24 protein-coding genes are annotated in these 26,957 nt (G+C 30.4%); 10 read left to right on the top strand and 14 right to left on the bottom strand.

Annotated elements, in window-relative coordinates:
- Nucleotides 1–44 precede the first annotated feature (44 nt).
- Together AX016_RS13785 and AX016_RS13780 are read left to right on the top strand one after the other, a co-directional pair.
- Nucleotides 45–1,085 carry a PLP-dependent cysteine synthase family protein gene (locus AX016_RS13785; protein ID WP_100896161.1) on the top strand — a complete coding sequence of 347 codons (1,041 nt, stop codon included), beginning with the start codon at nucleotides 45–47 and terminating at the stop codon, nucleotides 1,083–1,085.
- A 123-nt stretch (nucleotides 1,086–1,208) separates the two neighbouring features.
- On the top strand, nucleotides 1,209–2,468 hold the full coding sequence (locus AX016_RS13780) for an aminotransferase class I/II-fold pyridoxal phosphate-dependent enzyme (protein ID WP_100896160.1): 1,260 nt from the start codon (nucleotides 1,209–1,211) through the stop codon (nucleotides 2,466–2,468).
- 57 nt (nucleotides 2,469–2,525) lie between these two features.
- Here AX016_RS13780 and AX016_RS13775 read toward each other — a convergent pair whose 3' ends face one another.
- Both AX016_RS13775 and AX016_RS13770 read right to left on the bottom strand, forming a co-directional pair.
- A complete protein-coding gene (locus tag AX016_RS13775; RefSeq protein ID WP_100896159.1) occupies nucleotides 2,526–3,644 on the bottom strand; it encodes a GTP cyclohydrolase in 1,119 nt (372 codons plus the stop codon).
- Between the two features lie 84 nt (nucleotides 3,645–3,728).
- Complete coding sequence (locus tag AX016_RS13770) at nucleotides 3,729–4,751, bottom strand: transporter (RefSeq protein ID WP_100896158.1); 1,023 nt, start codon at nucleotides 4,749–4,751, stop codon at nucleotides 3,729–3,731.
- A 104-nt stretch (nucleotides 4,752–4,855) separates the two neighbouring features.
- Here AX016_RS13770 and AX016_RS13765 point away from each other — a divergent pair, with 104 nt between their 5' ends.
- The 4 genes from AX016_RS13765 (at nucleotide 4,856) to AX016_RS13750 (ending at nucleotide 10,400) form a co-directional block, all read left to right on the top strand.
- Nucleotides 4,856–5,122, top strand: a complete 267-nt coding sequence (locus tag AX016_RS13765) for a DUF4834 family protein (protein ID WP_100896157.1) — start codon at nucleotides 4,856–4,858, stop codon at nucleotides 5,120–5,122.
- 109 nt (nucleotides 5,123–5,231) lie between these two features.
- Nucleotides 5,232–7,667: a YfhO family protein gene (locus AX016_RS13760; protein WP_100896156.1), complete on the top strand. Its 2,436-nt coding sequence runs from the start codon at nucleotides 5,232–5,234 to the stop codon at nucleotides 7,665–7,667.
- Nucleotides 7,667–8,953, top strand: coding sequence for a glycosyltransferase family 4 protein (locus AX016_RS13755; protein WP_100896155.1), 1,287 nt, complete (start codon nucleotides 7,667–7,669; stop codon nucleotides 8,951–8,953). The genes AX016_RS13760 and AX016_RS13755 overlap by 1 nt, the downstream gene beginning before the upstream one ends.
- Entirely contained in the window at nucleotides 8,937–10,400 is a 1,464-nt protein-coding gene (locus tag AX016_RS13750; RefSeq protein ID WP_100896154.1) for a lipopolysaccharide biosynthesis protein, read from the top strand. The genes AX016_RS13755 and AX016_RS13750 overlap by 17 nt, the downstream gene beginning before the upstream one ends.
- Before the next feature lie 68 nt (nucleotides 10,401–10,468).
- Here the strand turns inward: AX016_RS13750 and AX016_RS13745 are convergent, their stop codons facing one another.
- A complete protein-coding gene (locus AX016_RS13745) occupies nucleotides 10,469–11,677 on the bottom strand; it encodes a hypothetical protein (protein WP_100896153.1) in 1,209 nt (402 codons plus the stop codon).
- 117 nt (nucleotides 11,678–11,794) lie between these two features.
- On the bottom strand, nucleotides 11,795–14,572 hold the full coding sequence (gene uvrA, locus AX016_RS13740; protein ID WP_100896152.1) for an excinuclease ABC subunit UvrA: 2,778 nt from the start codon (nucleotides 14,570–14,572) through the stop codon (nucleotides 11,795–11,797).
- A gap of 255 nt (nucleotides 14,573–14,827) precedes the next feature.
- On the opposite strand from uvrA, the gene AX016_RS13735 reads away from it, so the two are divergent.
- Nucleotides 14,828–15,409, top strand: coding sequence for an RNA polymerase sigma factor (locus AX016_RS13735; RefSeq protein WP_077405619.1), 582 nt, complete (start codon nucleotides 14,828–14,830; stop codon nucleotides 15,407–15,409).
- Nucleotides 15,410–15,634: 225 nt separating this feature from the next.
- Here the strand turns inward: AX016_RS13735 and AX016_RS13730 are convergent, their stop codons facing one another.
- A complete protein-coding gene (locus AX016_RS13730; protein WP_100896151.1) occupies nucleotides 15,635–16,297 on the bottom strand; it encodes an endonuclease III domain-containing protein in 663 nt (220 codons plus the stop codon).
- 52 nt (nucleotides 16,298–16,349) lie between these two features.
- On the opposite strand from AX016_RS13730, the gene bcp reads away from it, so the two are divergent.
- Nucleotides 16,350–16,802: a thioredoxin-dependent thiol peroxidase gene (gene bcp / locus AX016_RS13725; RefSeq protein ID WP_100896150.1), complete on the top strand. Its 453-nt coding sequence runs from the start codon at nucleotides 16,350–16,352 to the stop codon at nucleotides 16,800–16,802.
- A 42-nt stretch (nucleotides 16,803–16,844) separates the two neighbouring features.
- Here bcp and AX016_RS13720 read toward each other — a convergent pair whose 3' ends face one another.
- A complete protein-coding gene (locus AX016_RS13720; protein ID WP_100896149.1) occupies nucleotides 16,845–18,290 on the bottom strand; it encodes a nicotinate-nucleotide adenylyltransferase in 1,446 nt (481 codons plus the stop codon).
- A gap of 89 nt (nucleotides 18,291–18,379) precedes the next feature.
- Between AX016_RS13720 and AX016_RS13715 the strand changes: the two genes are divergently transcribed.
- Both AX016_RS13715 and AX016_RS13710 read left to right on the top strand, forming a co-directional pair.
- A complete protein-coding gene (locus AX016_RS13715) occupies nucleotides 18,380–19,147 on the top strand; it encodes an MBL fold metallo-hydrolase (protein WP_232732631.1) in 768 nt (255 codons plus the stop codon).
- Nucleotides 19,148–19,158: 11 nt separating this feature from the next.
- Nucleotides 19,159–19,671 (top strand): hydrolase, encoded by a 513-nt coding sequence (locus AX016_RS13710; protein ID WP_100896147.1) that lies wholly within the window; start codon nucleotides 19,159–19,161, stop codon nucleotides 19,669–19,671.
- Nucleotides 19,672–19,739: 68 nt separating this feature from the next.
- On the opposite strand, the gene AX016_RS13705 is transcribed toward AX016_RS13710, so the two are convergent.
- From AX016_RS13705 to AX016_RS13670, 8 genes are all read right to left on the bottom strand, one after another.
- On the bottom strand, nucleotides 19,740–20,399 hold the full coding sequence (locus AX016_RS13705; RefSeq protein WP_100896146.1) for an alpha/beta hydrolase: 660 nt from the start codon (nucleotides 20,397–20,399) through the stop codon (nucleotides 19,740–19,742).
- Nucleotide 20,400: 1 nt separating this feature from the next.
- Nucleotides 20,401–20,724 (bottom strand): hypothetical protein, encoded by a 324-nt coding sequence (locus AX016_RS13700; protein ID WP_100896145.1) that lies wholly within the window; start codon nucleotides 20,722–20,724, stop codon nucleotides 20,401–20,403.
- An 87-nt stretch (nucleotides 20,725–20,811) separates the two neighbouring features.
- Nucleotides 20,812–21,234: a hypothetical protein gene (locus AX016_RS13695; RefSeq protein WP_100896144.1), complete on the bottom strand. Its 423-nt coding sequence runs from the start codon at nucleotides 21,232–21,234 to the stop codon at nucleotides 20,812–20,814.
- Between the two features lie 70 nt (nucleotides 21,235–21,304).
- On the bottom strand, nucleotides 21,305–22,561 hold the full coding sequence (locus tag AX016_RS13690) for a dihydroorotase (protein WP_100896143.1): 1,257 nt from the start codon (nucleotides 22,559–22,561) through the stop codon (nucleotides 21,305–21,307).
- Nucleotides 22,558–24,477: a BatA domain-containing protein gene (locus AX016_RS13685; protein WP_100896142.1), complete on the bottom strand. Its 1,920-nt coding sequence runs from the start codon at nucleotides 24,475–24,477 to the stop codon at nucleotides 22,558–22,560. Before AX016_RS13685 ends, AX016_RS13690 begins: the two co-directional genes overlap by 4 nt.
- Before the next feature lie 53 nt (nucleotides 24,478–24,530).
- Nucleotides 24,531–25,538: a glycosyltransferase family 2 protein gene (locus AX016_RS13680; protein WP_100896141.1), complete on the bottom strand. Its 1,008-nt coding sequence runs from the start codon at nucleotides 25,536–25,538 to the stop codon at nucleotides 24,531–24,533.
- Between the two features lie 4 nt (nucleotides 25,539–25,542).
- Entirely contained in the window at nucleotides 25,543–26,229 is a 687-nt protein-coding gene (locus tag AX016_RS13675) for an SGNH/GDSL hydrolase family protein (RefSeq protein ID WP_100896140.1), read from the bottom strand.
- Nucleotides 26,230–26,347: 118 nt separating this feature from the next.
- On the bottom strand, nucleotides 26,348–26,791 hold the full coding sequence (locus AX016_RS13670; RefSeq protein ID WP_100896139.1) for a hypothetical protein: 444 nt from the start codon (nucleotides 26,789–26,791) through the stop codon (nucleotides 26,348–26,350).
- Between the last annotated feature and the right edge of the window lie 166 nt (nucleotides 26,792–26,957).

Here is a 26,957-nt window from a genome sequence, read left to right as displayed (position 1 = left end):
ATAAGCAAACCAACGAAGTCTTATCATTTTATAACCAAATACGCATGGAAAATAAAATTAATGCCTATAACAATGTTTTAGAGTTAATAGGTAACACTCCGTTAATTAAAATTAATAATGTTACTAGCTCCTTTAAAGGAGAATATTACGCTAAAGTAGAGGCTTTTAATCCAGGACATTCTGCTAAAGACAGAATTGCAATTCATATTATTGAAGAAGCAGAACGTAAAGGATTATTACACGAAGACAGTACAATAATAGAAACTACATCTGGTAATACAGGCTTTAGTATAGCAATGGCAAGTATTGTTAAAGGATACAAATGTATACTAGCGGTAAGTTCTAAATCATCTCCAGATAAAATAGATATGTTACGCTCTATGGGCGCGCAAGTTTATGTTTGTCCGGCTCACGTAAGTGCAGATGATCCACGTTCTTATTATGAAGTTGCAAAAAGATTGCATACAGAAACAGAAGGTTCTATTTACATTAATCAGTATTTTAATGAGTTAAACAGAGCAGCACACTATGCATCTACAGGCCCAGAAATTTGGGAGCAAACAAATGGTAATATTACACATTTAGTAGCTTGTAGTGGTACAGGAGGTACAATATCAGGTACTGCAAAGTATTTAAAAGAGCAAAACCCAGATGTAAAAGTTATTGGTGTAGATGCTTTTGGATCTGTACTAAAAAAATATCATGAAACACGTGAGTTTGATGCTAATGAGATTTACCCATACCGAATAGAAGGTTTAGGTAAAAACTTAATTCCAGGAGCCACAGATTTTGATGTAATAGATAAGTTTATTAAAGTTACAGATGAAGAAAGTGCACACACAGCAAGACAAATATCTGGAACAGAAGGTTTGTTTGTTGGGTATACAAGTGGAGCTGCTATGCAAGCTGTAAAACAACTATATGCAGAAGGTGAATTTGATGCCAACAGTAGAGTAGTAGTTATATTTCCAGACCACGGATCTAGATATATGAGTAAAATATATAGTGATGAATGGATGGAAGCTCAAGGTTTTTTAAATGCTGTAGAAACAGAGGAAAAGCCAGAAATTCAATTTGTTAAGTAGAAAACTTAGAATATAAAAAATAAAAAAGCAATGAATTTTAATTCATTGTTTTTTTTTGTTCATAAAATTGTTATGAAACCTTGCTGAAATTCTGTACTTTTGCAGACAGCCAAAATAGCTTAGATGAGAGATTTATTTGATAGAATACTAGCGAACAAAGGACCATTAGGAAAATGGGCATCGCAAGCAGAGGGATATTTTGTTTTCCCTAAATTAGAAGGAACTATTTCTAACAGAATGAAGTTTCAAGGGAAAGAAGTAATTACATGGAGTGTTAATGATTATTTAGGATTAGCAAACCACCCAGAAGTGCGTAAAGTAGATGCACAGGCAGCAGCTGATTACGGTTCTGCATACCCAATGGGTGCACGTATGATGTCTGGACACACAGACTTACACGAACAATTACAGAATGAGTTAGCGGCATTTGTAAACAAAGAGTCAGCTTACTTATTAAACTTTGGTTACCAAGGTATGGTGTCTACTATAGACGCTTTGGTATCTAAGGATGATATTATAGTTTATGATGTAGATTCTCATGCTTGTATTATAGACGGTGTACGTTTGCATATGGGTAAGCGTTTTACTTATAAGCACAACGATGTAGAGAGTTTAGAAAAAAACTTAGAGCGTGCTACAAAAATGGCAGAGCAAACTGGTGGAGGTATTTTAGTTATCTCTGAAGGTGTTTTTGGTATGCGTGGCGAGCAAGGAAAACTAAAAGAAATAGTTGCACTTAAGAAAAAGTATAACTTTAGATTTTTAGTTGATGATGCTCATGGTTTTGGTACTTTAGGTAAAACTGGTGCTGGTGCAGGTGAAGAGCAGGGCGTACAAGACGATATTGATGTTTACTTTGCAACATTTGCTAAATCTTTGGCTAGTACTGGAGCTTTTATTGCTGCAGATAAAGAAATTATAGATTACTTAAAATACAACTTACGTTCTCAAATGTTTGCAAAATCTTTGCAAATGCAATTGGTTGTAGGTGCACTTAAGCGTTTAGATATGCTTAGGACTATGCCAGAGTTAAAAAACAAACTTTGGGAAAATGTAAATGCATTACAAACAGGATTAAAAGATCGTGGTTTTGATATTGGTACAACAACAAGTTGTGTAACTCCAGTATTTTTAAATGGTAGTATACCAGAAGCTATGGCATTGGTGAGAGACTTAAGAGAAAATTATGGTATTTTCTGCTCTATAGTAGTTTACCCAGTAATTCCAAAAGGACTTATTTTATTAAGAATGATACCTACAACTTCTCATACACTAGAAGATGTAAACGAAACACTTAATGCTTTTGATGCAATACGTGAGCGTTTAACTAACGGTACATACAAAAGATTATCTGCCGCTGTTGCAGCTGCAATGGGAGAGTAAAAATCTTTTATTACATATAGTAAAAAACCCAAGCTACTTGCTTGGGTTTTTTAGTTTTTATAAGTTTTTACGGTATGTTCTACGTCTTCTAAATATTTTAGGATCAAAATTCTTCCAAATTTGCCTAATTGCTGTATTTTCTTCTAATTCTGGAGTTCGTATACAGTTTTCTATATTTTTAGCTTTAAAGGTCTTGTAGCATTCATTAAAAAGAATAGCTGTAACACCTTTGTTTTGGTAATCTGGATGCACGCCTATCAAATAGAAAATAACATCTTTACTGTGTTTTTTTGCTTGTAACAAATGGTATGCACCAAAAGGAAATAACTTTCCTTTAGATTTTTGTAAAGCTTTAGAAAACGATGGCATAACTATAGAAAATGCTACTAAGTTATCATCTTTATCAACTACAAATTTTATATACTCTGGGTTTATAAAGCTTATGTATTTATTTTTAAAATGCTCTTTTTGTATGTCGTTTATAGGTACAAATGAAGATAAAGAAGCATAAGACTCATTAAAAAGGTCAAACATTTTGTCAGCTAAAGGCATTACATCTTTAGTTTTTGTAAAGTTTAGCTCTCTTAAGTTATATCTCTTTTTTATTAAGGCTTGTATCCTTTCAAAAAACTCTGGTTTAGCATTTGCAAATGGAAACTTATTTTCTAAATATTCTTTTTCTTTTTTAAAGTCTAAACGCTCATAGTGGTTTACATAGTAAGGGTGGTTATACCAAGTTATCATATTACCAATATGCTCATAACCTTCTGTAACAACACCAACTTTGTCTAGGTTAGAAAAACCAACAGGCCCTTCCATATACTCTAAGTTGTGTTCTTTTCCTATTTCTTCAACCTTTTGTAGTAACGCTTCAGACACGTTTGTGTCATCAATAAAATCAAACCAACCAAAACGCATTTTTTTTACTTTTTGCTGATTTATTTCTATCCAGTTAATAATAGCAGCAACTCTACCTACAAGTTTAGGTCCATCATAAGCTAACAGAAACCAAGCTTCTGCATCTTTAAATACAGGATTTTTATCTTTATTAAAAGAGTCTAATTCATCACTTATAATAGGAGGTACCCAGTACGGAGAATCTTTATATATACTAAACGGAAATTTCACAAATTTTTTTAAATCTGCTTTCGTTTTAGCTTCAACAATAGTAATCATATTCTAATATCTTTTTGCTACATCAATATTAGGGATATTAATTAATAAGAGAAAGTTTGTACTTATAAAAATTATAGGATTGGATTAAAAATCTATAGGTTCTTCATCTTTAGATTTCTTTTTTGTGCTTTTTTTAGATTTTGCATCTCTCTTGGCTTGCTTTCTTTTCTTTTTAAGATCTTTTTTTCTGATTTTTCCGTCTTTGGTGGTTGCATTTTGATCTTCAATTGCAATTTCTTTATCCTTGTGGTTGTCTATCCTATAAGAGAATCCGGCAGCAAAAAATAAACGTGTAGGTGTATCTTTTATATTAGCTCCTAAGTGCATATCTACTTGCATATTTTCATCAATTAAATAAGCAGTACCGCCTCTAAAAACAACATCAGAATACCTATCACTTTTAATTCCTTGGTTTTCGGCAAAAACACTCCATTTAGGGTTTCTAAAAGCATGAGATAAAGAAACAATATAGCTCCACTCAGGAAATTCTGTACCAATACGGTCATAAGCTACATTTGTAATAAGTACAAATTTAGGAGATAATCTACTTTGTGTTGCAATCATACCTCTTGGAGAAATAGTGGCTTCACCAGGATAATAAGGATTGTCACCTAAAACAAAATTAGCACCTGCATATACAGATATTGCTGGTATTAAATTCTTTAACTGAAAAGTATTGTTGGCTTTCCAGCTATATAAATTGGGTTTTCTTCTTTCTTCACTCTTGTAGGGGTCAAAAATTAAATATTTTAGCCCTATTCTGTTTCTTTTAAAGTCTGTATATTTTTGATCAGGGAATCCAATGGTAGAATAAGTTCTATTTTCATTAGTATATGTGCCCTCGTAAATAATTTCTAATTCTTCAAAAAACAAACCATATCTAAGGGCTAAATCTATGCCAAGTAATTTAGAGTCTGTTTGCAAAGTGTTGTGACTTTGTTTTTCATAAGATATTCCTGTTTCGGCTTGTATTACCCCAGTACCAATAGAATATGCGCTTACAGATTGTCCTGGTCTGTTAGAGTTTATAACGTCTGTGTATTGTGATATTCCTAAAAAAGGAAGTGTAAAAAGAAATAAAGAGAATATATTTTTTAATTTTTTCATACCTATGAGCTTACCTAAATGTCACTTTTATTATTATTTTAAGAGATATAATCTTTATATACAACGGTAGAATTGTATTTTTGATATAAATTTTTACAACAATTATGGATTTTTTAATAGCTATTCTCGTAATTATTACGGTTTATTACCTGCTAAAGTTTTTAGTGCGCTTATATGCACCAAAAATGATGAACTATGCAGCTAAAAAAACAGAGGAACATTTAAAGAAAAAATTTGAACAATTTTCTCAAAACCCTAATCAAGGTAATCCTAATACAACACAGTCTTCTGCTTCAAAAAAGAAAACAAAATTTAAATCTAACCCATCAAAAAAAGTAGGGGAGTATATAGATTTTGAAGAAGTAGAATAGTCCTAATAAATAACAACCAACCTTTAATGAGTTTAGTATTTGGGCAATTAAAAAATGCTTATTTTGCTAAACTTTTGTGTGATAATTTAAATACAACACTAACAACATAATGAAAATCAATTTTAAATCAATTTTAATAAACTTTTTTGTTCTTATTTTATTTGTAGTTGCTTCTTTGGCATATTTTACTCCTGTATTACAAGGTAAAAAAATATTTCAGTCAGATATTGCTCAATATACAGGAATGGCAAAAGAGCAAAATAACTTTAGAGAAAAAACAAATACAGAACCATATTGGACAAATAGTGCTTTTGGCGGAATGCCTACCTACCAATTAGGAGCTAATTATCCGCATAATTACATTAAAAAATTAGATAAACTAATTAGGTTTTTACCTAGACCCGCAGATTATTTGTTTTTATACTTCTTAGGTTTTTATATTCTTTTATGTTGCCTAAAGGTAGATTATAGATTAGCAGCTATTGGCGCATTAGCTTTTGGTTTTAGTACCTATTTAATAATTATTTTAGGGGTTGGACACAATGCAAAAGCACACGCACTAGGGTATATACCAATGTTATTAGGTGGTATTGTTTTAATGTTTAGAAAAAAATATATTTTAGGTTTTATACTTACAGCATTTGCAATGGCTTTAGAGGTTAATGCAAACCACTACCAAATGACCTATTATTTTATGTTGTTTATATTAATTTTGGGTATTATTTACTTAATATATGCAATTAAAGAAAAACAGTTAAAACATTATTTTACTTCTGTTGGTTTATTGTTAGTAGCTGTACTTATTGGCGTTGCTACAAATGCCACTAATTTAATGGCAACAAAAGAATACTCTGATTGGAGTACTAGAGGAAAATCTAATTTAACTATAAATAATGATGGGTCTCCAAGAGAAAGTACAGGAGGTTTAGATAAAGAATATATTACGCAATATAGTTACGGAATAGCAGAATCTTTAAACATTTTTGTGCCAAGGTTATTTGGAGGCTCTAACTCAGAGAATTTAGGAACAGATTCTAAAGCATATGAATTTCTAATTCGTAAGGGATTGCCAAGAAAACAAGCATTAGATTTTGCAGAAGGCTTACCGTTGTATTGGGGAGACCAACCCGGAGTTTCTGGAGCTGCTTATGTTGGTGCGGTTTTATTTTTCTTGTTTATTTTAGGATTATTTATCGTAAAAGGTAAAGTAAAATGGTGGCTTTTAGCAGGCGTAATAATGTCTTTACTACTTTCTTGGGGTAAAAACTTTAGTGGTTTAACCAATTTTATGATAGATAATTTTCCTTTATATGATAAGTTTAGGGCAGTTTCATCTATACAAGTAGTATTAGAATTATGTATTCCTTTGCTTGGTATTTTAGCTTTAATGACTTTATTTAAGGAGAAAGAAAACAGAGCTAAATACAACAAATCATTACTAATAAGCGCGGGATTAGTTTTAGGAACATTAATACTATTATTTTTAGTTAAAGGAACCTTTACTTTTGATGCTTTAAGTGATGATACTTATAGAAAATATTTTGGTGATGAAGTTTTAACTATGATAAAACTAGACCGCCAAGAAGTATATACTAGTGATGTGTTACGTTCTTTAATTTATGTATTACTTGCAGCTGTAACCATATCTTTATTTATACATAAAAGACTTAAGTTAAACATATTTGTAATAGTAATAGGAATATTAATTTTAGCAGATTTAGTACCTGTTGCAAAAAGGTATGTTACAGAGGATGATTTTGTTAGTGCTAGACAAATGGAACAACCTTTTCCGTTAACAACTACAAATAAGCAAATTAATCAAGATACATCTGTGTACCGCGTTTACAACCCAAAAGAAGGTTTAAATGGTGCAAGCACATCTTATTACCACAACTCTATTGGTGGTTACCATGGCGCTAAGCCGGCTACTATGCAAGATTTATTTGATTTTCATATTTATAAAAATAACGTTAGGGTTTTAAGTATGCTTAACGTAAAATATGTAATTCAGGAAGATGAAGAAGGACGATCTTACCCAGCTGTAAACCCTAATGCTATGGGTAATGCTTGGTTTGTTCAGAATTTAAGAAAGGTAACTTCTTCTAATGATGAAATAATGGCTTTAGATAGTTTAAATATAAAGACTGATGCTGTTGTAAATACGTCAGAATTTCCGTTGTTAACTAAGTTTTCATTTGCAAAAGATTCTACAGCTACTATTAATTTAGATAAGTATGAGCCTAACCATTTAACGTATACAGCAACAACACAAAATGACGCTTTAGCTGTGTTTTCTGAAATGTACTATAAGAACGGATGGAATGCGTATATTGATGGAAAAAGTTCACCATACTTTAAAGTAAATTATACGCTTAGAGCGTTACAAATACCAGCAGGTAAACATAAAATTGAATTTAAGTTTGAACCAGAAGTGGTTAAAAACGGAAGTAAAATTGCATTAGCTAGTAATATTCTTTTAGCTTTAATAGTTATTGGAGGTATTATTTTTAGTTTTAAAAAAACAACTAAAAAGGAAGATGCATAATGCAGAAGGTGCTAATTATTGCTTATTATTGGCCACCGGCAGGTGGTCCTGGTGTGCAGCGCTGGCTTAAATTTGTTACATACTTAAGGGATTTTAATATAGAGCCTGTAGTTTATGTGCCAGAAAATCCTAGTTACCCAATTGTAGATACTTCATTTGTAAATGAAATCCCAGATGGCATTAAAATTTACAAACATAAAATAAATGAACCTTATGGTTGGGCTAGCTTTTTATCAAAAAATAAAACAAAGAAAATTAGTTCAGGTCTAATACAGAGTAAAAATCAATCTGTAATAGAAAAAATTTTGCTTTGGGTTCGTGGTAATTTTTTTATACCTGATGCTCGTAAAAATTGGGTAAAACCATCTGTTAATTATTTATCTTCAATACTAGTAGAAGAGCAAATAAATACAATAATAACAACAGGACCACCACATAGTGTACATTTAATAGGTTTAAAACTAAAGGATAAATTAGGGGTAAATTGGGTGTCAGACTTTAGAGATCCTTGGACGTCTATTGGGTACCATAAAAAACTAAAGTTAAGTAAGGCATCAGCTAAAAAACATAAGTATTTAGAACATTTAGTATTAAATAGCGCAGATAGTATTATTGTTACAAGTAATACTACTAAAACTGAGTTTAAAGAAATAACAACTAAACCAATAGAGGTAATAACTAACGGCTTTGATGGTGCTATTTCTAGTGGTGTAGCCTTAGATGCTATGTTTACCATTTCTCATATAGGATCTTTACTAACTGGGCGTAACCCAGAAAATTTGTGGCAAGCATTGTCTGAGTTGTGTAATGAAAACGAAGAGTTTAAAAATAGTTTATCGCTTCAGTTTATTGGTGTAGTAAGTGAAGATGTTTTAGAAACAATTTACAAATACAATTTAAAGTCTTACGTAAATTTAATTGGTTACGTGTCACATACAGAAGCATTGGCATATCAAGAAAAATCACAAGTATTATTACTTTCAGAAATAGATTCTGCAGATACAATTGGTATTATTGCAGGCAAGTTGTTTGAGTATATGCGGGCAAAAAGGCCAATTTTAGCAATAGGACCTAAAGGTTGGGAGGTAAGTACCATAATAAAAGAGACAAATACTGGAGTTGCTTTTAATTACAATGATACATCTAATTTAAAAAGTTTACTTTTAGATTGGTTTTATAAATATCAAACAAAAAAATTAAACGTTAATTCTACTAATATTAATACATACAGTAGAAAAGAACGTACAGCTAAATTAGCCAATCATTTATATGGGTATCGTATTTAAACAAACTTTTAACAATACTATTGTAACCTTTGTTGGTTTTGGTATAGGTGCCATTAATACTCTTTTTTTTTATACCAATTTTTTATCTAAAGAAAATTACGGTTTAGTAACCGTTATATTGGCAACTGCTGCGTTATTAATGCCTCTGCTAACGTTTGGTGTACAAAATACACTAGTTAAATTTTATAGTAGTTATAAAGATGGTGAGGAGTCCACTGCTTTTTTAAGCCTTATGCTTTATTTGCCTTTACTTATAATTATACCATTTGCACTGTTTACTTTTTTTGCTACCGATTTTATAGGAGATTTTTTAGCTGAAAAAAATAAAGAAGTAAGAGGTTATGTTTGGTATATTTTTTTAGTAGGCCTTGCTATGTCTTATTTTGAAATTTTTTACTCCTGGGTAAAAGTGCATATGAAATCTGTTTTTGGAAACTTTATGAAAGAAGTTTTTGGTAGGCTTTGTATAGCTATTTTACTTGTATTGGTATATTACAACATAATTGGAGTAGACTTTTTTTTAAAAGCTTTGGTTGGTGTTTACGTACTGCGTTTGCTAATAATGAAACTTTATGCCTTTAGTTTAGAAATGCCTGGTTTTAGTTTTAAGCTTCCAAAAAATTATATTTCAATTGTAAAATACAGTGCACTTATAATACTAGGTGGTTCTGCAGCTGTTATATTATTAGAGATAGATAAATTTATGCTTAACCAGTATGTTGCTATAGAAAATGTTGCTTTTTATGGTGTTTCTGTGTTTATAGCTACTGTAATTACTGTACCGTCTAGAGCTATGCATCAAATTACACATCCGCTTACTGCAAAATTGCTTAACAACAATGACAGGCGAGAGTTACGTAAATTGTATAAAAAATCTTCTTTAACCTTATTTATTATATCAGGAATTATTTTTTTGTTGATAATCTTAAATCTTCAGGAGCTATACAAGCTAATGCCTGTGGCTTATAGAGGAGGAATGTTAGTTGTGTTTTTAATTGGTCTAACAAAAGTTTTAGATGCTCTTTTAGGAAATAGTAATTCTATCCTTTTTAATTCTGACTATTACAGAGCAATTTTAGTAATGGGAGTAATGCTGGCTATTTTAGTTGTGGTCTTAAACTATGTTCTAATTCCTGCGTATGGGTTAGAAGGTGCAGCTTGGGCAACATTTATAGCTATAGCAAGTTTTAATGCTGTAAAAATAGGCTATGTGTATTCCAAGTTTAAAATGCATCCGTTTAGTTTAGATACTCTTAAGGTGTTGTTACTTTTATGTGTGTTAGGTGGTTTGTTTTTCTATGTTAATTTTAATTTTTATCCTGTAATAAACATTGCTTTAAAAAGTATCATAATTAGTATTGTTTATATTTTTGTGCTTTATAAACTTAGAGTCTCTGAAGATGTGTACAGTATAGTATCTCCTTATTTCAACAAAAAAAGCAAATAAAAGTAAAGCCCCAGAAGAATAAATTCTCCAAGGGCTTTAACAACTAACAACCTAAAAAACTGTCTTTATTATCTTCTGCTTCTAGTACTAGAGCTAGTTCTACTAGATCTAGAAGGAGTTTTTGCTTTACTTGATGTTCTAGAGCTACTTTTTACTGATGTAGCTCTACTTTTAGAAGAACTACTTCTACTTGGAGTTTTTGTAACTCTTGTAGTGGTTCTAGTGGTGCTTCTTGTTGCTCTACTATTTGTACTTTGTGGTCTTCTGTTAACCGTTGTACTTCTTGTAGTACTTGTTCTATTTGGTGTTTTAGCAACACTTCTAGTTGTTGTACTTCTAGTATTACCAACTCTACTATTTGTTCTGCTTTTAGCAGGAGTTTTATATGTTGTAGATCTAGAAACTGTTCTAGATGTAGTTGGTTTTCTACTACTTGTTCTAGTTACTGTTGTAGACCTTGCAGCTCTATTATTTCTGTTAATAATAGTTCTGTCGCTTTTTCTTGAGTTTTGAGCTACGGTTCTAGTGTTTGTTCTAGAAATACCAACAGTTCTGTTGCTTCTTGGTGTAACTCTTTTATCGTTTCTGTACACATTAGCAGACCTATAATTGTTACGTTTGTTATATTTATAAGACTTACCAACTCTTACATAAGATTTTCTATAGTTATTTCTGTAAGGACTATAGTATGTATATCTAGTAGGTGCATAATATCTTCTGTATGGTCTAGATTGTACTAAACAAAAGTTTACTGCTGGTCTATGAAAATAACTGTTGTATCTGTTAAATGTATAGTTTCTGTTGTATCTGTTTATATAACCTCTATGGTAGTCATAATAACCTCTAGAGTTATAATATACATACATACCACCTAATCTATGAACTCTATTATTTCTGTAATTAATGTTTATATCACCAATTTGCTCAACTCTACCATAATAGTCATAATAAATAGGAACGTTTTCTACTTGTATTACAGCTCCGTAATCATCATACTGTACGTAAGCATTGTAGTTGTAACCTGTGTTAAAGGTAATATTTGCATTTCTTCCTAAATTTATATTAGCATTTACATTTACTCTATTATCAATAAAGAAATCGAATTCGCCATCAGGGAAAACTGAAAATGTAACTCCGTTCTCTATAAAAGTAAAAGAGTTGTTTTGTAATAAAGTATTGCTGCTTGCAACCTTATTCTCTGTGTTTTCTGTAGTTACAGCCATTGTACTAAAAGTACCTATTAAAAGTGCTGTAAAAAGTAGTACTGATTTTTTCATACTATAAGGTTTTATAAATTCTGAATGTAACTATTTACATTCTGGTATCTATAATACAAACAGCGTGCCAAAAAACAGATTTAAACTGTAACCACCTGTAAATCAGTAAAATTTAAACTATAGTTTTTCTTGAAGATATTTAGCTGTGAACGATTTTTTACTTTTTGCAATTTGTTCTGGAGTACCAGTAGCTATTAATTGGCCACCTTTAGTACCACCTTCTTGCCCTAAATCTATAATAAAATCTGCACATTTAATTAAATCTATATTGTGTTCTATTACCACAACAGAATGTCCTTTGGCTATAAGAGCATTAAAAGATTTTAATAATTTTTTAATATCATGAAAGTGTAAACCAGTTGTTGGCTCATCAAAAATAAATAAAGACTTGTTAGTTGTTTTACCTTTAATTAAGAACGATGCTAATTTAATACGTTGTGCTTCACCACCAGATAGGGTAGAAGAAGATTGACCTAAAGTAACATAACCCAAACCAACATCTTGCAATGGTTTAAGCTTATTCATTATTTTTGTTTGTTGATGCTCTTCAAAAAATGCAATAGCATCATCAATAGTCATAGTTAAAACATCATCTATATTAGCATCCTGAAACTTAACTTCTAGAACTTCTTTTTTAAATCGTTTACCATTACAAGCATCACATAACAAGTGTACATCTGCCATAAACTGCATTTCTACAGTAATTTCTCCTTCACCTTTACATTTTTCACAGCGACCACCATCTACATTAAAAGAAAAGTGTTTTGCTTGGTAGGCTCTAAGTTTACTTAATTTTTGAGAAGCAAACAATGCTCTAATATCATCGTAAGCCTTTATATAAGTTACAGGGTTAGATCTAGAAGACCTACCAATTGGGTTTTGATCTACAAACTCTACATTTTTAATATCCTTATATTCTCCTTCTACAGAAGTAAACTGTCCGGCTTTTTCTCCATAGCCTCCAATTTCTTTTAATACTATAGGATATAGTAGTTTTTTAACTAATGTACTTTTACCACTACCAGATACACCCGTTACAACGGTTAGTATACCTAAAGGAAAAGTAACATCTATATTTTTGAGGTTATTTTCTCTTGCACCATTTATTCTAATAAAATTGGTGAAGTTTCTTCTTTTCTCAGGAACTTTTATCTGTTTAGTACCATTAAGGTAACTAGCTGTTAAGGATGTAGATTTTAAAATATCAGCCATTGTGCCATTGGCAACAACCTCGCCACCGTGTGTACCAGCCTCAGGACCTATGTCTATAACTTGGTCTGCAGCATTCATAATATCCTCATCATGTTCTACAACTATAACAGTGTTTCCTAAATCTCTTAAAGATTTTAAAACATCTATTAAGTTTTCTGTATCTTTTGGGTGTAATCCTATACTTGGCTCATCTAATATATACATAGAACCAACCAAGCTACTACCTAAAGATGTTGCTAGGTTTATGCGCTGGCTCTCGCCACCAGATAATGTATTAGATTTTCGGTTTAGCGTTAAGTAACTTAAACCTACTTTATTTAAAAAGTTAAGTCTTGTTGTAATTTCTACTAAAAGTCGTTTAGCTATTTGTGCATCGTGCTTGTTAAGCTTAAAAGAGTTAAAAAAATCTGTTAGCAACTCTATAGGTAGTTCTACAAGTTCAGATATACATTTATCATTAACCTTTACATAATCTGTCTCTGGACGTAGACGTTTGCCATTACAAGTACTACATTTTGTTTTTCCTCTGTAACGAGATAACATTACTCGGTTTTGTATTTTGTAGCTTTTATCTTCAAGCATTGCAAAAAACTTATTTAGTCCGGTAAAAGATTTATTACCATCCCAAACTAATTGTTTTTGCTCATCGGTTAACTCAAACCAAGGTTTGTGCACAGGAAAATCAAACTTATAAGCCGCAGCTATAAAGTCGTCCTTATATTTACCCATACTTTCTCCTTTCCAAGGAAAAATTGCACCTTCATATACAGATAGTGCTGTATTAGGAACAACCAAGTCTTGGTCTATACCAATAACATCACCATAACCTTCGCAAGTTGGACATGCGCCAAAAGGGTTATTAAAACTAAATAGGTGTACGTTTGGTTCTATAAATTTAATTCCGTCTAACTCAAACTTATTACTAAAAGGAGTTTGTTTCTCTGTTTCTAGTTCTTCTATAATACAATTACCTTCTCCTTCAAAAAAAGCAGTATCTACTGCATTTGCAAGTCTGTTATAAAAATCTTCATCATCTTTAGTTATAATTCTATCTACTACTAAAAAGAATTCTCTATCCATTTCTGTAATAGAATCGTCTATACGTATAACTTTACCTTTATGTTTTATTCTAGCATACCCTTGTTTAGAAAACATTTCTAAAGCTTTTAAAGGTTCTCTATCTTCTTTAACTTTAATAGGAGCTAACAATAACAACTTAGTATTGTCGTTAAATTCTTTAATAAAGTTTATTACATCTGTAACGGTATGCTTTTTTACTTGCTTACCAGAAACAGGAGATATGGTTTTACCAATTCTTGCATACAGCAGTTTTAAATAATCATAAATTTCTGTTGTTGTACCAACTGTAGAACGCGGGTTAGTAGAGTTTACTTTTTGTTCTATAGCAATTGCAGGAGCTATACCTTTTATATAATCTACTTTAGGTTTATCTAATTTCCCTAAAAATTGACGTGCATAAGATGATAAACTCTCTACATACCTACGTTGCCCTTCTGCATAAAGCGTGTCAAAAGCAAGGCTAGATTTACCAGAACCAGATAATCCAGTAATAACAACTAATTTATTTCTAGGAATTATTACGTCTATATTTTTGAGGTTGTGCAGTTTAGCACCCTTAATAATAATATTGTGTTTTGGGTCGACGTCTAAAAGTGTATTCATATCCGTAATTAATACTGTAAAGATACAATATGTACCTTTTAATAACCATAAAAGACGCTTTTACATCAAAAATAAGGGTAATCACAACATAGATTTTTTAGGAACCTCTTATTTTATATATATTTGAAGTGTAATTAAACTTATAGGCCTATATAGCGAACATTACTTTTTTAAAAATTATTAAACACTATTAAATGAACTTATTCCCATATAGGGAAGGGGTACGCATTAAATAACCAAAAAAAGTAACTCGAAATGGATCTACAAATTGAAGACTCAGTATTAGTAAAAAAATATATTACAGGAGATGAAAAATCTCTAGAAATATTAATAAATAGACACAACCAAAGAATTAGTAGTTTTATTTACTCTAAAGTATTAGATAGAGACATTACTGAGGATATATTTCAAGATACTTTTATTAAAGTGATAAAAACTTTAAAAAAGGGTTCTTATAGTGAAGAAGGTAAATTTTTACCGTGGGTAATGAGAATTGCACACAATTTAATTATAGATCACTTTAGAAAAAATAAGCGTATGCCAATGTTTGAAGGTAGCGATGATTTTAATATTTTTTCTGTAATAAGTGATGATAAGTTAAACGCAGAAAAACAATTAATAAAAAATCAGATCGATTCTGACCTTAAAGTTCTTATTGAAGAATTACCAGAAGATCAAAAAGAAGTTTTATTAATGCGTATCTATAAGGATATGAGTTTTAAAGAAATCTCTGAAAATACAGGAGTTAGCATTAACACTGCATTAGGAAGAATGAGATATGCTTTAATTAATATGAGAAAAATTATAGAAAAACATAATATCGTTTTAACGAATTAATAGGTTTTTAACCTAAGAGTATAATATTTCTAAAATAGTACCGTTATCTTACTATAACAATACTATTTTATATGGAAAAAATTTACTCTAAACAACAAAACAATTCTTGTGGAATGACAACATCGGCAAGCAAAATTCAGTTTTTACTGAATTATTCAAAATCGATGAATGTAATTACATACAAGGAGATGCAATTTGAAAACATTTTGAACTAGAAAAAGAGCCTTAACGGCTCTTTTTTGTTTTATAATATTCTTCAATTACTGTTTTTCTTCCTATCGTTTTTGTAATTATATCATTATCTAGATTCCATCCTCTAGCAGGAGAATAGTCTCTACCGTACCAAATAATTTGCAAATGAAGATCGTTCCATAATTCTTTAGGAAATAATCTTTTTGCATCTTTTTCTGTTTGTACCACATTTTTACCATTTGTAAATCCCCATCTATACATTAATCTGTGTATGTGTGTATCTACAGGAAATGCAGGTATACCAAATGCTTGTGACACTACAACACCTGCAGTTTTATGACCTACAGCCGGAAACTTTTCTAAAGATTCCATATCCTTAGGAACTATGCCATTGTGTTTATCTATTAACATTTGTGATAAACCGTGTATTCCTTTAGCTTTCATAGGAGACAAACCAACAGGTTTTATAATTTCTCTAATTTCATCTACGGTTAGTTTTACCATATCATATGGGTTGTCTGCCTTTTTAAACAATAATGGTGTAATTTTATTTACGCGTACATCTGTACTTTGTGCAGACATTAATACTGCAATTAGTAGTGTATACGGATCTTTGTGGTCTAAAGGTACTGGTATTGTTGGGTATAACTCTTTAAGTTTGTCTATTGTAAAAGTAACTTTTTCTGCCTTGGTCATTTTTGATTAGCTTTACTAAAAATTAGAAAAAACGAATTTAAATAAATTACTTATGAATACTTTAAAAGTAGGAGACAAAGTAGCAGATTTTACGTCAAAAGATCAAGATGGTAATGCTGTAAGCTTATCAGATTATAAAGGAAAAAAGTTGATTGTGTTCTTTTATCCAAAAGCAAGTACTCCTGGTTGTACTGCAGAAGCTTGTAATTTAAGAGATAATTATAAAGAATTACAAGACCAAGGATATGAACTTTTAGGTGTTAGTGCAGATTCTGCAAAAAGACAATCTAACTTTAAAACAAAGTATGAGTTTCCTTTTCCTCTACTAGCAGATGAAGACCATACTGTATTAAATATTTTTGGCGTTTGGGGTACAAAAAAGTTTATGGGTAAAGTTTATGACGGTATACATAGAAAAACATTTATTATAGATGAAAACGGTGTTGTAACCAAAGTAATAGATAAGGTTAAAACAAAAGACCACGCTGCACAAATATTAGAATAATATCATATAAAAAAAGCCACATTTTAAAATGTGGCTTTTTTATTATTTTTTATCTGCCTTACGTACAAATAACTCTTTTCTTTTTATAATTTCTGCAATACCTTCTGGTAGCATTTTCTCCCAGTCTTTATCTCCGTTTGTAATTTTCTTTAAAACATCTCTAGAAAAAATATGTAGTATTTCAGGATCATAATCAAAAATGTCCATTACTTTACCGTTATATTTAAAGAACTTATAAAGTTCTTTCATTCTTGGGTGTACTTTAACGTTGTTACTCGTCATAATCTGACCAGTTTCTTCGTTTTTCATTGGGTATAAGTAAACTTTTAAATCTTTAAAGAATAATTTACCAAAAGCTTCAAGTATACCGCCACTTAAGTGTCTGTAATACTTTTCATCAAAAACCTCTACAAGATTGTTAACGCCCATTGTTAAACCAATTTTTGCTTTTGTATAATTACTAAAGTACTCTACAAGTCTAAAGTATTCCTGAAATTTAGAGATCATTACTGTATGGCCAAGAGAACATAAAAGTTCTGCTCTGTCCATAAAATCTTGTTCGTCTATTTCTCCACTAGCTTTTAAATTAGCTAAAGTAATTTCAAAAATTACAATGGTTTTATCAGGATTAACTGTTTGTTCGTTCATAAAAATATTATGAGACTTTTCAAACATATCCATATTTACCTTTGTTACGGGTCTATAACTACCACGTAAAGCAAGTATGTTTTTTTTATAAAGTACAGCAGCAGGTAATAAGTTGTTACCATCAGGGCCAAACATAACGGCATCCGTCATATCATTTTTAATTAACTGTAAGCTAATTAACCTATTATCTACTTTTTCAAAATTAGGACCAGAGAAATTAATCATATCAATTTCTACAGTATCCTTATCTATATGGTCATAAAGATATTTAAGTAATTTTCTTGGTTTATGGTATTTGTAAAAAGCACCATATATAAGGTTAACACCTAAAATACCTAAAGTTTCTTGCTGCAATCTAGCTTCGTTCTGTTTAAAACGAACGTGCATAATAATTTCATCAAATTCTTTTTGGTCTGGATCTAATTGAAAACGAATTCCAATCCATCCGTGCCCCTTGTATTTTTTAGCAAAATCTATAGTGGCAACAGTATTTGCATAGGAGAAAAATAAACGCTCTGGGTGTTTTTCTCTACTAATACGCTCCTCCATTAATCCCATTTCATGAGAAAGCATCGTTTTTAAACGAGCTTGGGTAACATATCTACCATCGTTTTCTACGCCATATATAGCGTCACTAAAATCTTTATCATATGCACTCATTGCTTTAGCAATGGTTCCAGATGCGCCACCAGATCTAAAAAAGTGTCTGGCAGTCTCTTGTCCGGCACCAATTTCTGCAAAAGTACCGTAGATATCAGGATTTAAATTTATTCTTAGTGTTTTGGCTTTAGTAGAAGGAATATTCTCAAAAGCAAAATCTTTTTTTAAGACTGATGACATTCTTTGTTGTTTTTTTACGGTATACAAAGTTAACAAGATAGATTTATCTATTAAATAAATATGTTATAAATTTGATAAAAAAGGCCGAATTGTTAAAAATCACATTTTTGGGTACAGGAACTTCTCAAGGAATACCAGTTATTGGTAGTAAACATCCTGTATGTTTAAGTAAGGATCCAAAGGATAAAAGATTAAGAGTATCTGTTTTAATTTCATGGGATGACTATAACTTTGTAATAGATTGTGGTCCAGATTTTAGGCAGCAAATGTTGCAAAATCCTATACCAAATTTAGATGGTATATTGTTTACTCATGAACACTCAGACCATACTGCGGGTATAGATGACATTAGACCTTTTTTCTTTAGACAAGGAGATATACCAATATACGCAGATAGTCAAGTAATAGAAGCTCTTAAAAAACGCTTTGCTTATATTTTTGCAGATATTAATAGGTATCCAGGTGCTCCGGCAGTAGCTATTCATCAAATTAAAGAGAATACACCTTTTAAAATAGGAAATAAAGTTGCTATACCTATAAAAGCGCTACATAACAGGTTAGAAGTTTTTGGTTTTAGAATAGATGACTTTGTGTATTTAACAGATGTAAAAAGTATCTCTAAAGAAGAAATAGCTAAACTTAAAGATGTAAAGGTATTGGTTGTAAATGCTTTACGTTTAGAGGCGCATCATTCTCATTTTAATTTAGAAGAAGCATTAGAGTTTATAAATTTAGTAAAGCCAAAAACAGCTTATTTAACACATATAAGTCACTTGTTAGGTTTTCATGAAGAAGTAGAAAAATCTTTGCCAAAAAATGTACATTTGGCATACGATAATTTAACCATAAACATATAGAATAATACCAAATGAAAAAGTATTTATATTTATACCTATTTATTTTTGCAGCATTAATAGCCCTATACCAATTTGTAAGTGCAAATAAAATGATAGATGCTACTAACACAAGATTTGCACAGCTACAGGAAAAAATAGAAAAGCTAGAAACTGAAAATACTAAGTTAGAAGATTCTATACAACAGGCCACAATAAACCAGTTAGATTTAAAGTATTTTTTACTAGAAAATAATGATGATGCTTTAACTAATTTTGATCATTTAAAGTTAGAAAATCCGGCAAGATATATTGAGGATAAATTGATAGAAACCAACGAATCTAAAGGAGATAACCCATTAGTGCCATATGCTGGTATGGAAGGAAATTTTAAAATAAATAAAATTAAGGTTTTAAACCATAAATGGATTATAGCCGATTTTTCTGATGGCAAATATTGGGGAGAATTACTTATAAAGTATGACCTTAAAGACAATTTAGGAGTAGATTTTACAATGATGGATCATCTTTTGTACAGAAGAGATTAATCTAGTTTACTATATAAAAATAACCCCTGAATGAAAATTCAGGGGTTATTTTTTTGATTTTTTTTAAGTTATATTTTAGTAGACAACCATTCTTTAAAAGAATAAAAACCTTGTGGTGCAACACCGTGACCAACAGGGTATTCCTCATAAGTACAATCTATACCTAAACCTTTTAAATAATTAGGTGTCTTTTGTGCCCAGCTAACAGGTATAACCTGGTCTACAGTGCCGTGAGAAGCATAAATGTTTAGTTTGCTAGGGTCTTTATCAGTCTTTAATTTGTCTATTAGATTTTCATTGATGTAACCACTTAGTGCAATTACATTTTTTACTTTATCAGGATAAGAAATTGCTGTAGCATAACTTAAAATTGCACCTTGACTAAAGCCTAATAGTGTAACGTTATCTTTGTCTAGATGGTAAGCTTTGCAAGCTTCATCTATAAAAACAAGTATTTTTTCTATAGATTCTGCGGCTTGTACATCATCACTCCATTTTCCTTTTTCGGCATCAAAATTTATAGCATACCAAGCATTGCCATATGGCTGCATAGGGTAGGGAGCACGTATAGATATAATACAAAGCTCTTTTTGTAATTCTGTAGCAAAAGAAAAAAGATCTTCTTCATTACTACCGTAACCGTGTAGCATAAATAAAACAGGAGTTTTTTCTTGTTCTATAGTTGCTGGTTGTATAATGTGTTCTAATGATAGTGGTGCTGTCGTCATACTAATTTATAAAAGTGAACCATTTTTGAGAAGCTTTTCCTATAAAAGGAATTTCTTGTTTTTTATTGTTTAGCATACCAATAAAACCATAGGTCCATAATACAATATATGATATATATAAACCCATAGAAGCGTAAATACTTAACCATTGGCTAATAAATAATGCAAAACCTACAAAAAATAAATTTAAACCAAAGTTTTGTCTAATATGAAAACGAGCAAACTCATGTTTGTCATCCATATTCATAGTAATTGCAATTAAGGTGCCTACACCTGTAAAGTAAGATACTATTGCGGTAGTTTTTCCTTTAGGTTTTTTATTCATTTTACTTTTTTGTGCAAGGTAAAAATTTTGTAAAAAAAAAGAGGTCTAATTAAGACCTCTTTTTACATTTTTATATGATGCTTATAGTTACATAAAAAATAATAAGCTAGAAATAATAGCCCAAACTCCTAAGATAATTGCTGCTAATCCTAATTTACCTTGTAAAGGTCTAAGTTTTGCAAGTAAAGCTTCTCCTTTTGCTTTTGCTTCTTCATTTTTAGATAATAAAAGTTTGTTTATCATTCCGTAACCTAAAATAAAACCTAATGCAGCTGTAACAACGGCTACAGCAATATAAGTTATCCAGTAAATAGGATAAGTAGTAAGCCAACCTATTCTTAAAATAGCTTGAACAATACTAATTACTCCCCAAACACAAAATCCTAAACCTATCCAACCTTGGTAAGGTGTAATTTTGTCTAGAAGTTCTTGTGCATTTGGTTTTTTAGATAGTAATAAAGATGGTGCAGCTAAAATACCTAGTATTATTAGCGTAATTCCGAAAATCATAATTTTGTGGTATTAGTTGGTTAAACAAGTTGACTAACTTTTAGTCTATTAATTAACGCACCTAAACAAATTATAGTATTTCTGCTACATATTTATTTAAAACACCAAAAACTTGTCCTTTTAGTTTTTCTTCAAAAAACATACAGTTTTTAGCTCTACTCTTAGATGTTTGTTTGTTAATGTAGTGTAATGTGTCATTATCAAACAAGGTAAAACAAGCAGTATTACCTTCTTTTATTTTTGGAGTTTGTAAGCCATAACGCTCTCTACCTTTAGTTAAAATTTCTATAGTAGTTTCCGTATCAAAAATAGTATTTAATATACCAAATGATGATTCTAGACCTATGGTACCATAAGCAGCATTATCAAATTCAACTTTTTTCTGTTCTATATCTAAAGGGTTATGGTCTGTAGTTACAAAATCTATGGTTCCGTTTTTAACACCTTCTATAAGCGCAGTAATATCTTCTTTTGTTCTTAACGGAGGTAATACTTTATAAGTAGTGTCAAATTCTGTTAGTTTTTCATCAGAGTATAGTAGGTTGTATAAAGCAACGCTACAGCTTACATCTAATCCTTTTTTCTTTGCTTCTCTTATTAATTTTACAGAGCCTGCAGTAGAAATGGTTGGTATGTGTAATTTGCCACCTGTGTATTCTAAAATAAATAAATCTCTGGCAACTTGTAATTCTTCAGCTAAAGCAGGTATACCTTTTAAGCCAAGACTTGTAGATACATCACCTTCATTCACAATTCCTTTTCCGGCAATTTTGCAATCTAAAGGGAAAGAGTAAATTAAGCCATCAAAATTTTGAGCATATTGCAACGCTATTTTTAATAGGTTAGAGTTGCTAGTCGGTTTCTTATAGTCTGAAAAGCCAACTGCACCAGCATTTTTCATATCATACAATTCCGCTAAATCTATTGCTTCACTATTTACAGTTAAAGCACCTAGCGGATGTAAATTGGTTACTTCTTCTTTGGCTTTATCTTTAATAAAAGCAAGTGTAGCGCTAGTGTATGGTATTGGGTTTGTATTTGTATTAAGTATAATATCTGTAAAACCACCTTTAACTGCAGTTTTTAGTCCGTTTTTTATTGTTTCTCTTTCTTCAAAACCAGGCTCACCAAAAGATACACTAGTGTCTAACCAACCAATAGAAATACATAGGTTTTTTTTAGATACAATTACGGCATCCTCTGTAGGTGTTACAGCATCAGAAATTTTTGTAATAACACCATTTTGTACTAAAATATCTTTAGTTTTTAAATGTAAATCTTTGTTAGATTTATCAAAAATTTTGGCAGATTTTATTAATATATTCATTTAAAATATTTTTGAATAAGAACTTCTAGTATTAAGAAAAACAACGCAAAAATAACAAACCATTTCCAAAGCTCATTTACCTTTTGGTTATTTTCTAAATTGGTTAATAGTTGACTAATACTAGTGCTTTGTTTGATATTTGCAATACTATTAATGTCTGTATATATAAGTTTACTTTCTTCTCTATTATAATTAAAACTTAGTGACCCTAATTCTGACTCTCCTTTTTTTATGGTATAAATACCAGCATTTTGCGGAGTGTTAGAAAAAGTTAATACGGTTTTATTTGTAAAAGATTGTTGTTGCGGAATAAATTCGTTTTTATCTTTTGTAATTTTTAAAACAAGATCTTTATTAACTTTAGTTTCTACATCTACAGTTGTGGCTTTACCAATTGTTGTGTATAGTTTTGGAATTTTAAAACTTGTGTAACCCATATTATATAGTGTAGGAACAATTAACGGAGAACCTTTAAAATTAGAGTTTTCTTTTGATAAGCTACTTGTAAAAAAGTAAAAGCCATTTGCACCCATTAAAAAAGGAGAATTATCTTGGTAACTTAAAAGACTAGGAGCAGAACTGTTAGTAATAAAAGAACTGTTTACCGTTGGATATTGAAAATTAGTGACTTTTTTTTGAAATACATTTGTATATAATGGATGAGAAAAATTGATGCCAGTTACCTTACGTTCTATATTGATTAAACTTTTTAGTTTGGTTGAAAAATAGTTAGATAACAAAGCATTGTAACTATTAACGTCTAATTTTAAAGAAGGGATAACAACCAACGAACCTCCGTTTTTAGTAAATGAAGTTAATGCATTTTTTAAAGATTCTGGTATTGCCTTAAGCTCATTTAATATAATTAAATTTTGAGTAGGAATTAGACTGTAGTTTAATTGGTTTATAGTGGTTGTATTGGTTTTAAACTCATCATTAGTAAATATCTTATTTAAAAAGGTGTTATCAGCGTTAGAAATAGCTAACACTTTTATTTTGTCTCTTTTATTAATGTTAAAGTAAAAATTGTTGTCATACATTAAACCTGTATCTGTTAGCTCTATTTTGCCCTTAATACCAACGTCTTTTGGTAATGTAAAGTTAACTTTAGCTTCTTTACTATTATTAAATAAGGCAGATGTTTTTGCAATTAAAGTATCATTATTATATAACGCAACAGCAGTGTTCTCTGCATTAGTATTAGCTTTAAGGTTAGCTGTTAGTTCTAAATTTGTAGCGTCTGTATTAGAAACATATAAACTATCAATACTAATATTTGTAAAGTTCTCAGTATTTTGTTTTACAAAGTATATATTAGTTTGTAAGCTGTCTATAGTATAAGCTTCATTTTTTTGCTGAAAATCAGAAATAACTATAAGATCCTTTACACTACTATTATCTTTGCTAAATAAGGTATTTGCTTTTAAAATAACATCTTTTATGTGTAGTTGATTACTACTATAATCTAATGAAAGTAGATTATTTTGAATATCTTTTAAAACAACATTTTTATACGTATTAGTATTAGTAAAAAGACTAAACTCTTTTTCTTTGGCGTTACTCTTTATAAGTTCTTGTACGGCATTTTGTAAAAGGGTAGTACCATTATTTAGCGCTTGCATACTAAAAGAGTTGTCTAAATAAATAATAGTTTCTCTCTTTTTAAAAACATCTTTTTTAGCAAAATATGGTTGTGCAAATGCAACTATTAATGCGGTATATAAAAAAAGTCTAGCAGCTAAAAGAAGCCATTTTTTTAGATTACGAGTTTTTTTAGATTGTGTTTTTACCTTTTGAAGCAAAGCAACATTGGTAAAAGGCGTTTTTTTAAATCTACGGAGTTGAAAAAGATGAATAAATAATGGAACCAATAGTAAAAATAAAGCCCAAAGAAGTTCCGGATATTTAAACTGCATTCCTTAATTTAATTTTTCAAATATAATGAAATTGAACCAAAGGAAATAGCACATTAGCAAAAGAAAAAATAATCTTTTACAGCTTTAAGGTTTAATGTATTAAGATGACTTTTAATAGTTAATTGCTCTTTTTGGTTAGCAACTGTAATTATTATTTGTAGATCTTTAACATTGTTTATAGCTAAAAAATGTTTTAATTTTTGATTATATATGTCTTTGCCTATTTTTTGTTGGTTGTTACATACCCAGAGAAAAGGAATATTTTTTTCTATTAGTTTTTTAGCAATCTCTTTTCCTTTTTTACCAGCTCCCCAAATTACAAGTGTATTTGTTTGTAGATATTCTATCTCTAAAAAATAATTAAGTTTTAACTCTAAAAAGTAGTTTTGCGCATAATGTTCACTAGTCCTAGATGTTCTTGTTGAGTAGTCTCTCCATTTATGTAAAATGGTATTACACGGAATACATTCTATTTTGTGTTTGTAAAATCTAAAGGCTAAGTCATAATCTTCTGGGTAGGTGTTAGGCTCAAAACCACCTACTGCATCAAAATCAGATTTATGTACCATCCAACAAGGAGACGGTATCACACATTCTTTATATATTTCTGAGTAGTTATCACCAGTTGTAGTTAATTGGTTTAACCACTCTTCATACTTTTTATAACCATCATTTACACCATTTTTTGCAAAATATTTTACTTTTCCTACAGCAATATGCTTGGTGCCATTTTTTAAGAGCGAAGAAAGCATTATTTTAATCTTATTAGGCATCATTATGTCATCAGAATCCATTCTGGTTATATAAGTACCATTAGATAATTTATAGGCTAATTGTAGAGCTTTAATTATACCTTGCCCATTATTTAGCGTTGTTTTAATTCTGCTATCTTTTTTAGCATAATTTTCTAAAATTGAAGCGCTACTATCTGTAGAATGATCATTAATAGCCAGTATTTCCCAGTTGGTATAGGTTTGTGATATTATAGAGTTAATACATTCATCTAAAAAAGCTTCAACATTTTTGAAGGGTATTAATATACTAACTAAAGGGGTTGGCATTTTATTATTTCTTTAATGCTTTAGCAATTGCTTCTTTTGCTAAAGGAGCCATAAGTTGGTATCCTTTTTTGTTAGGATGAACACCGTCTCCAGAATGCTCTTTTCTAAGTCCATTTTCTTTAGTAGCCATAGCAGAAAAATAATCTAAGTAGATAAAATTATTATCAGTTGCATATGATTTTAACATCGCATTTAACTTAGGTATTTTAGTATTTGGGTTTTTATTTGGAGCCCAAGGATAATCAAAAGCTGGTAGTGTTGACGAAATTATAACCTTAATATTGTTTTTGGTAGCAAGTTCTGCCATACTTTTAATATTATCGGTAATTTCATTTAAAGTAGTTGGCCCAGTATTACCAGCAATGTCATTTGTGCCAGCTAAAATTACAACTACCTTAGGGTTAAGGTTAATAACATCTTGTCTAAAACGTAATAACATTTGCGGAGTTGTTTGTCCGCTTATACCTCTGTTAATGTAATTTTTATTTTCGAAAAAACTAGGCATTGCATTGCTCCAGCCTTCTGTTATAGAATTGCCCATAAAAACAACTCTATTTTCATTAGATGTAGGAGCCTTTAGTTCTGTGTTTGCTTTTTTATATTTATTTAGGTTAGCCCAGTCTTGTGCTTGTGAGTTGCATGACATAAAAAAACATAGAATTAAAATACGGAATGTTATTACTTTTTTCATTTTTTATTGAGGTTAAAGTACCAAGATAATAAAAAATGAAAAAGTAATAGTAATTTAATAAAAGTAATAGGGTGTGGGTAGGCCTAAAAATTATTAAATTACTTAGTAAAGTACGTTTCTATATTTTTTTAATATTAGCGTTTAGCCCTTCTACAATGCCAAGAATATTATTAATAGTCTCTGTAAAATGATGTTTAATTAAATCGTTGGGGATACGGATAGTCGTAAAACCGTTTTTAAAAGAATGCATAGCCTCTTCTAAGTCGTTAATTGCTTGCTCGTGAGTAAGCATATTATATTCGGTATCTATTTCTATATTTAATTTAACTCTAGAAATAGCAATATCTATAGATTTTTTACCATCCCACCATTCTAACATAGGTGTTAATCCTCTGCTTTTAAGTCCATAATATAATTGTATGGCCTCTATGGGTGTATTATTTTTTAAGATGAGTCTGTTTAATCTCACTTGATGCTTTGCACACAACTCTACTCCAAATGCGTCTATTGCATTTTTATGGTCAATATAGCTAAGCTCTTTCTTACATTCTAAACAAGTCATTAATAGTAGGTTTAATAAGGTTTGGGGTTATTATAACCGTACTTTTTTAGGTTTATTATTTACGTTTCGATGAAATACACACTTGCATTTACTTTTTAGATGAAATGCACACTTTTAGGATAATAATTGATATTTACATCTTCCTGAGAATTATAAATATTAAACT

This window comes from Cellulophaga sp. RHA19, assembly GCF_002813425.1.
In the GTDB taxonomy this organism is placed as follows: Bacteria; Bacteroidota; Bacteroidia; order Flavobacteriales; family Flavobacteriaceae; genus Cellulophaga.
This window is presented reverse-complemented; position numbering and strand designations above follow the sequence as displayed.

Bases quoted from the DNA above. Each gene is read 5' to 3' on its own strand.
- AX016_RS13700 (WP_100896145.1), bottom strand. From the start codon at position 20,724: ATGAATAAAAAACCTAAAGGAAAAACTACCGCAATAGTATCTTACTTT.
- AX016_RS13760 (WP_100896156.1), top strand. From the start codon at position 5,232: ATGAAAATCAATTTTAAATCAATTTTAATAAACTTTTTTGTTCTTATT.
- AX016_RS13765 (WP_100896157.1), top strand. From the start codon at position 4,856: ATGGATTTTTTAATAGCTATTCTCGTAATTATTACGGTTTATTACCTG.
- AX016_RS13675 (WP_100896140.1), bottom strand. From the start codon at position 26,229: ATGAAAAAAGTAATAACATTCCGTATTTTAATTCTATGTTTTTTTATG.
- AX016_RS13710 (WP_100896147.1), top strand. From the start codon at position 19,159: ATGAAAAAGTATTTATATTTATACCTATTTATTTTTGCAGCATTAATA.
- AX016_RS13735 (WP_077405619.1), top strand. From the start codon at position 14,828: ATGGATCTACAAATTGAAGACTCAGTATTAGTAAAAAAATATATTACA.
- AX016_RS13720 (WP_100896149.1), bottom strand. From the start codon at position 18,290: ATGTCATCAGTCTTAAAAAAAGATTTTGCTTTTGAGAATATTCCTTCT.
- AX016_RS13785 (WP_100896161.1), top strand. From the start codon at position 45: ATGGAAAATAAAATTAATGCCTATAACAATGTTTTAGAGTTAATAGGT.
- AX016_RS13670 (WP_100896139.1), bottom strand. From the start codon at position 26,791: ATGACTTGTTTAGAATGTAAGAAAGAGCTTAGCTATATTGACCATAAA.
- uvrA (WP_100896152.1), bottom strand. From the start codon at position 14,572: ATGAATACACTTTTAGACGTCGACCCAAAACACAATATTATTATTAAG.
- AX016_RS13690 (WP_100896143.1), bottom strand. From the start codon at position 22,561: ATGAATATATTAATAAAATCTGCCAAAATTTTTGATAAATCTAACAAA.
- AX016_RS13680 (WP_100896141.1), bottom strand. From the start codon at position 25,538: ATGCCAACCCCTTTAGTTAGTATATTAATACCCTTCAAAAATGTTGAA.
- AX016_RS13780 (WP_100896160.1), top strand. From the start codon at position 1,209: ATGAGAGATTTATTTGATAGAATACTAGCGAACAAAGGACCATTAGGA.
- AX016_RS13750 (WP_100896154.1), top strand. From the start codon at position 8,937: ATGGGTATCGTATTTAAACAAACTTTTAACAATACTATTGTAACCTTT.
- AX016_RS13705 (WP_100896146.1), bottom strand. From the start codon at position 20,399: ATGACGACAGCACCACTATCATTAGAACACATTATACAACCAGCAACT.
- AX016_RS13775 (WP_100896159.1), bottom strand. From the start codon at position 3,644: ATGATTACTATTGTTGAAGCTAAAACGAAAGCAGATTTAAAAAAATTT.
- AX016_RS13695 (WP_100896144.1), bottom strand. From the start codon at position 21,234: ATGATTTTCGGAATTACGCTAATAATACTAGGTATTTTAGCTGCACCA.
- AX016_RS13685 (WP_100896142.1), bottom strand. From the start codon at position 24,477: ATGCAGTTTAAATATCCGGAACTTCTTTGGGCTTTATTTTTACTATTG.
- bcp (WP_100896150.1), top strand. From the start codon at position 16,350: ATGAATACTTTAAAAGTAGGAGACAAAGTAGCAGATTTTACGTCAAAA.
- AX016_RS13770 (WP_100896158.1), bottom strand. From the start codon at position 4,751: ATGAAAAAATTAAAAAATATATTCTCTTTATTTCTTTTTACACTTCCT.
- AX016_RS13755 (WP_100896155.1), top strand. From the start codon at position 7,667: ATGCAGAAGGTGCTAATTATTGCTTATTATTGGCCACCGGCAGGTGGT.
- AX016_RS13730 (WP_100896151.1), bottom strand. From the start codon at position 16,297: ATGACCAAGGCAGAAAAAGTTACTTTTACAATAGACAAACTTAAAGAG.
- AX016_RS13745 (WP_100896153.1), bottom strand. From the start codon at position 11,677: ATGAAAAAATCAGTACTACTTTTTACAGCACTTTTAATAGGTACTTTT.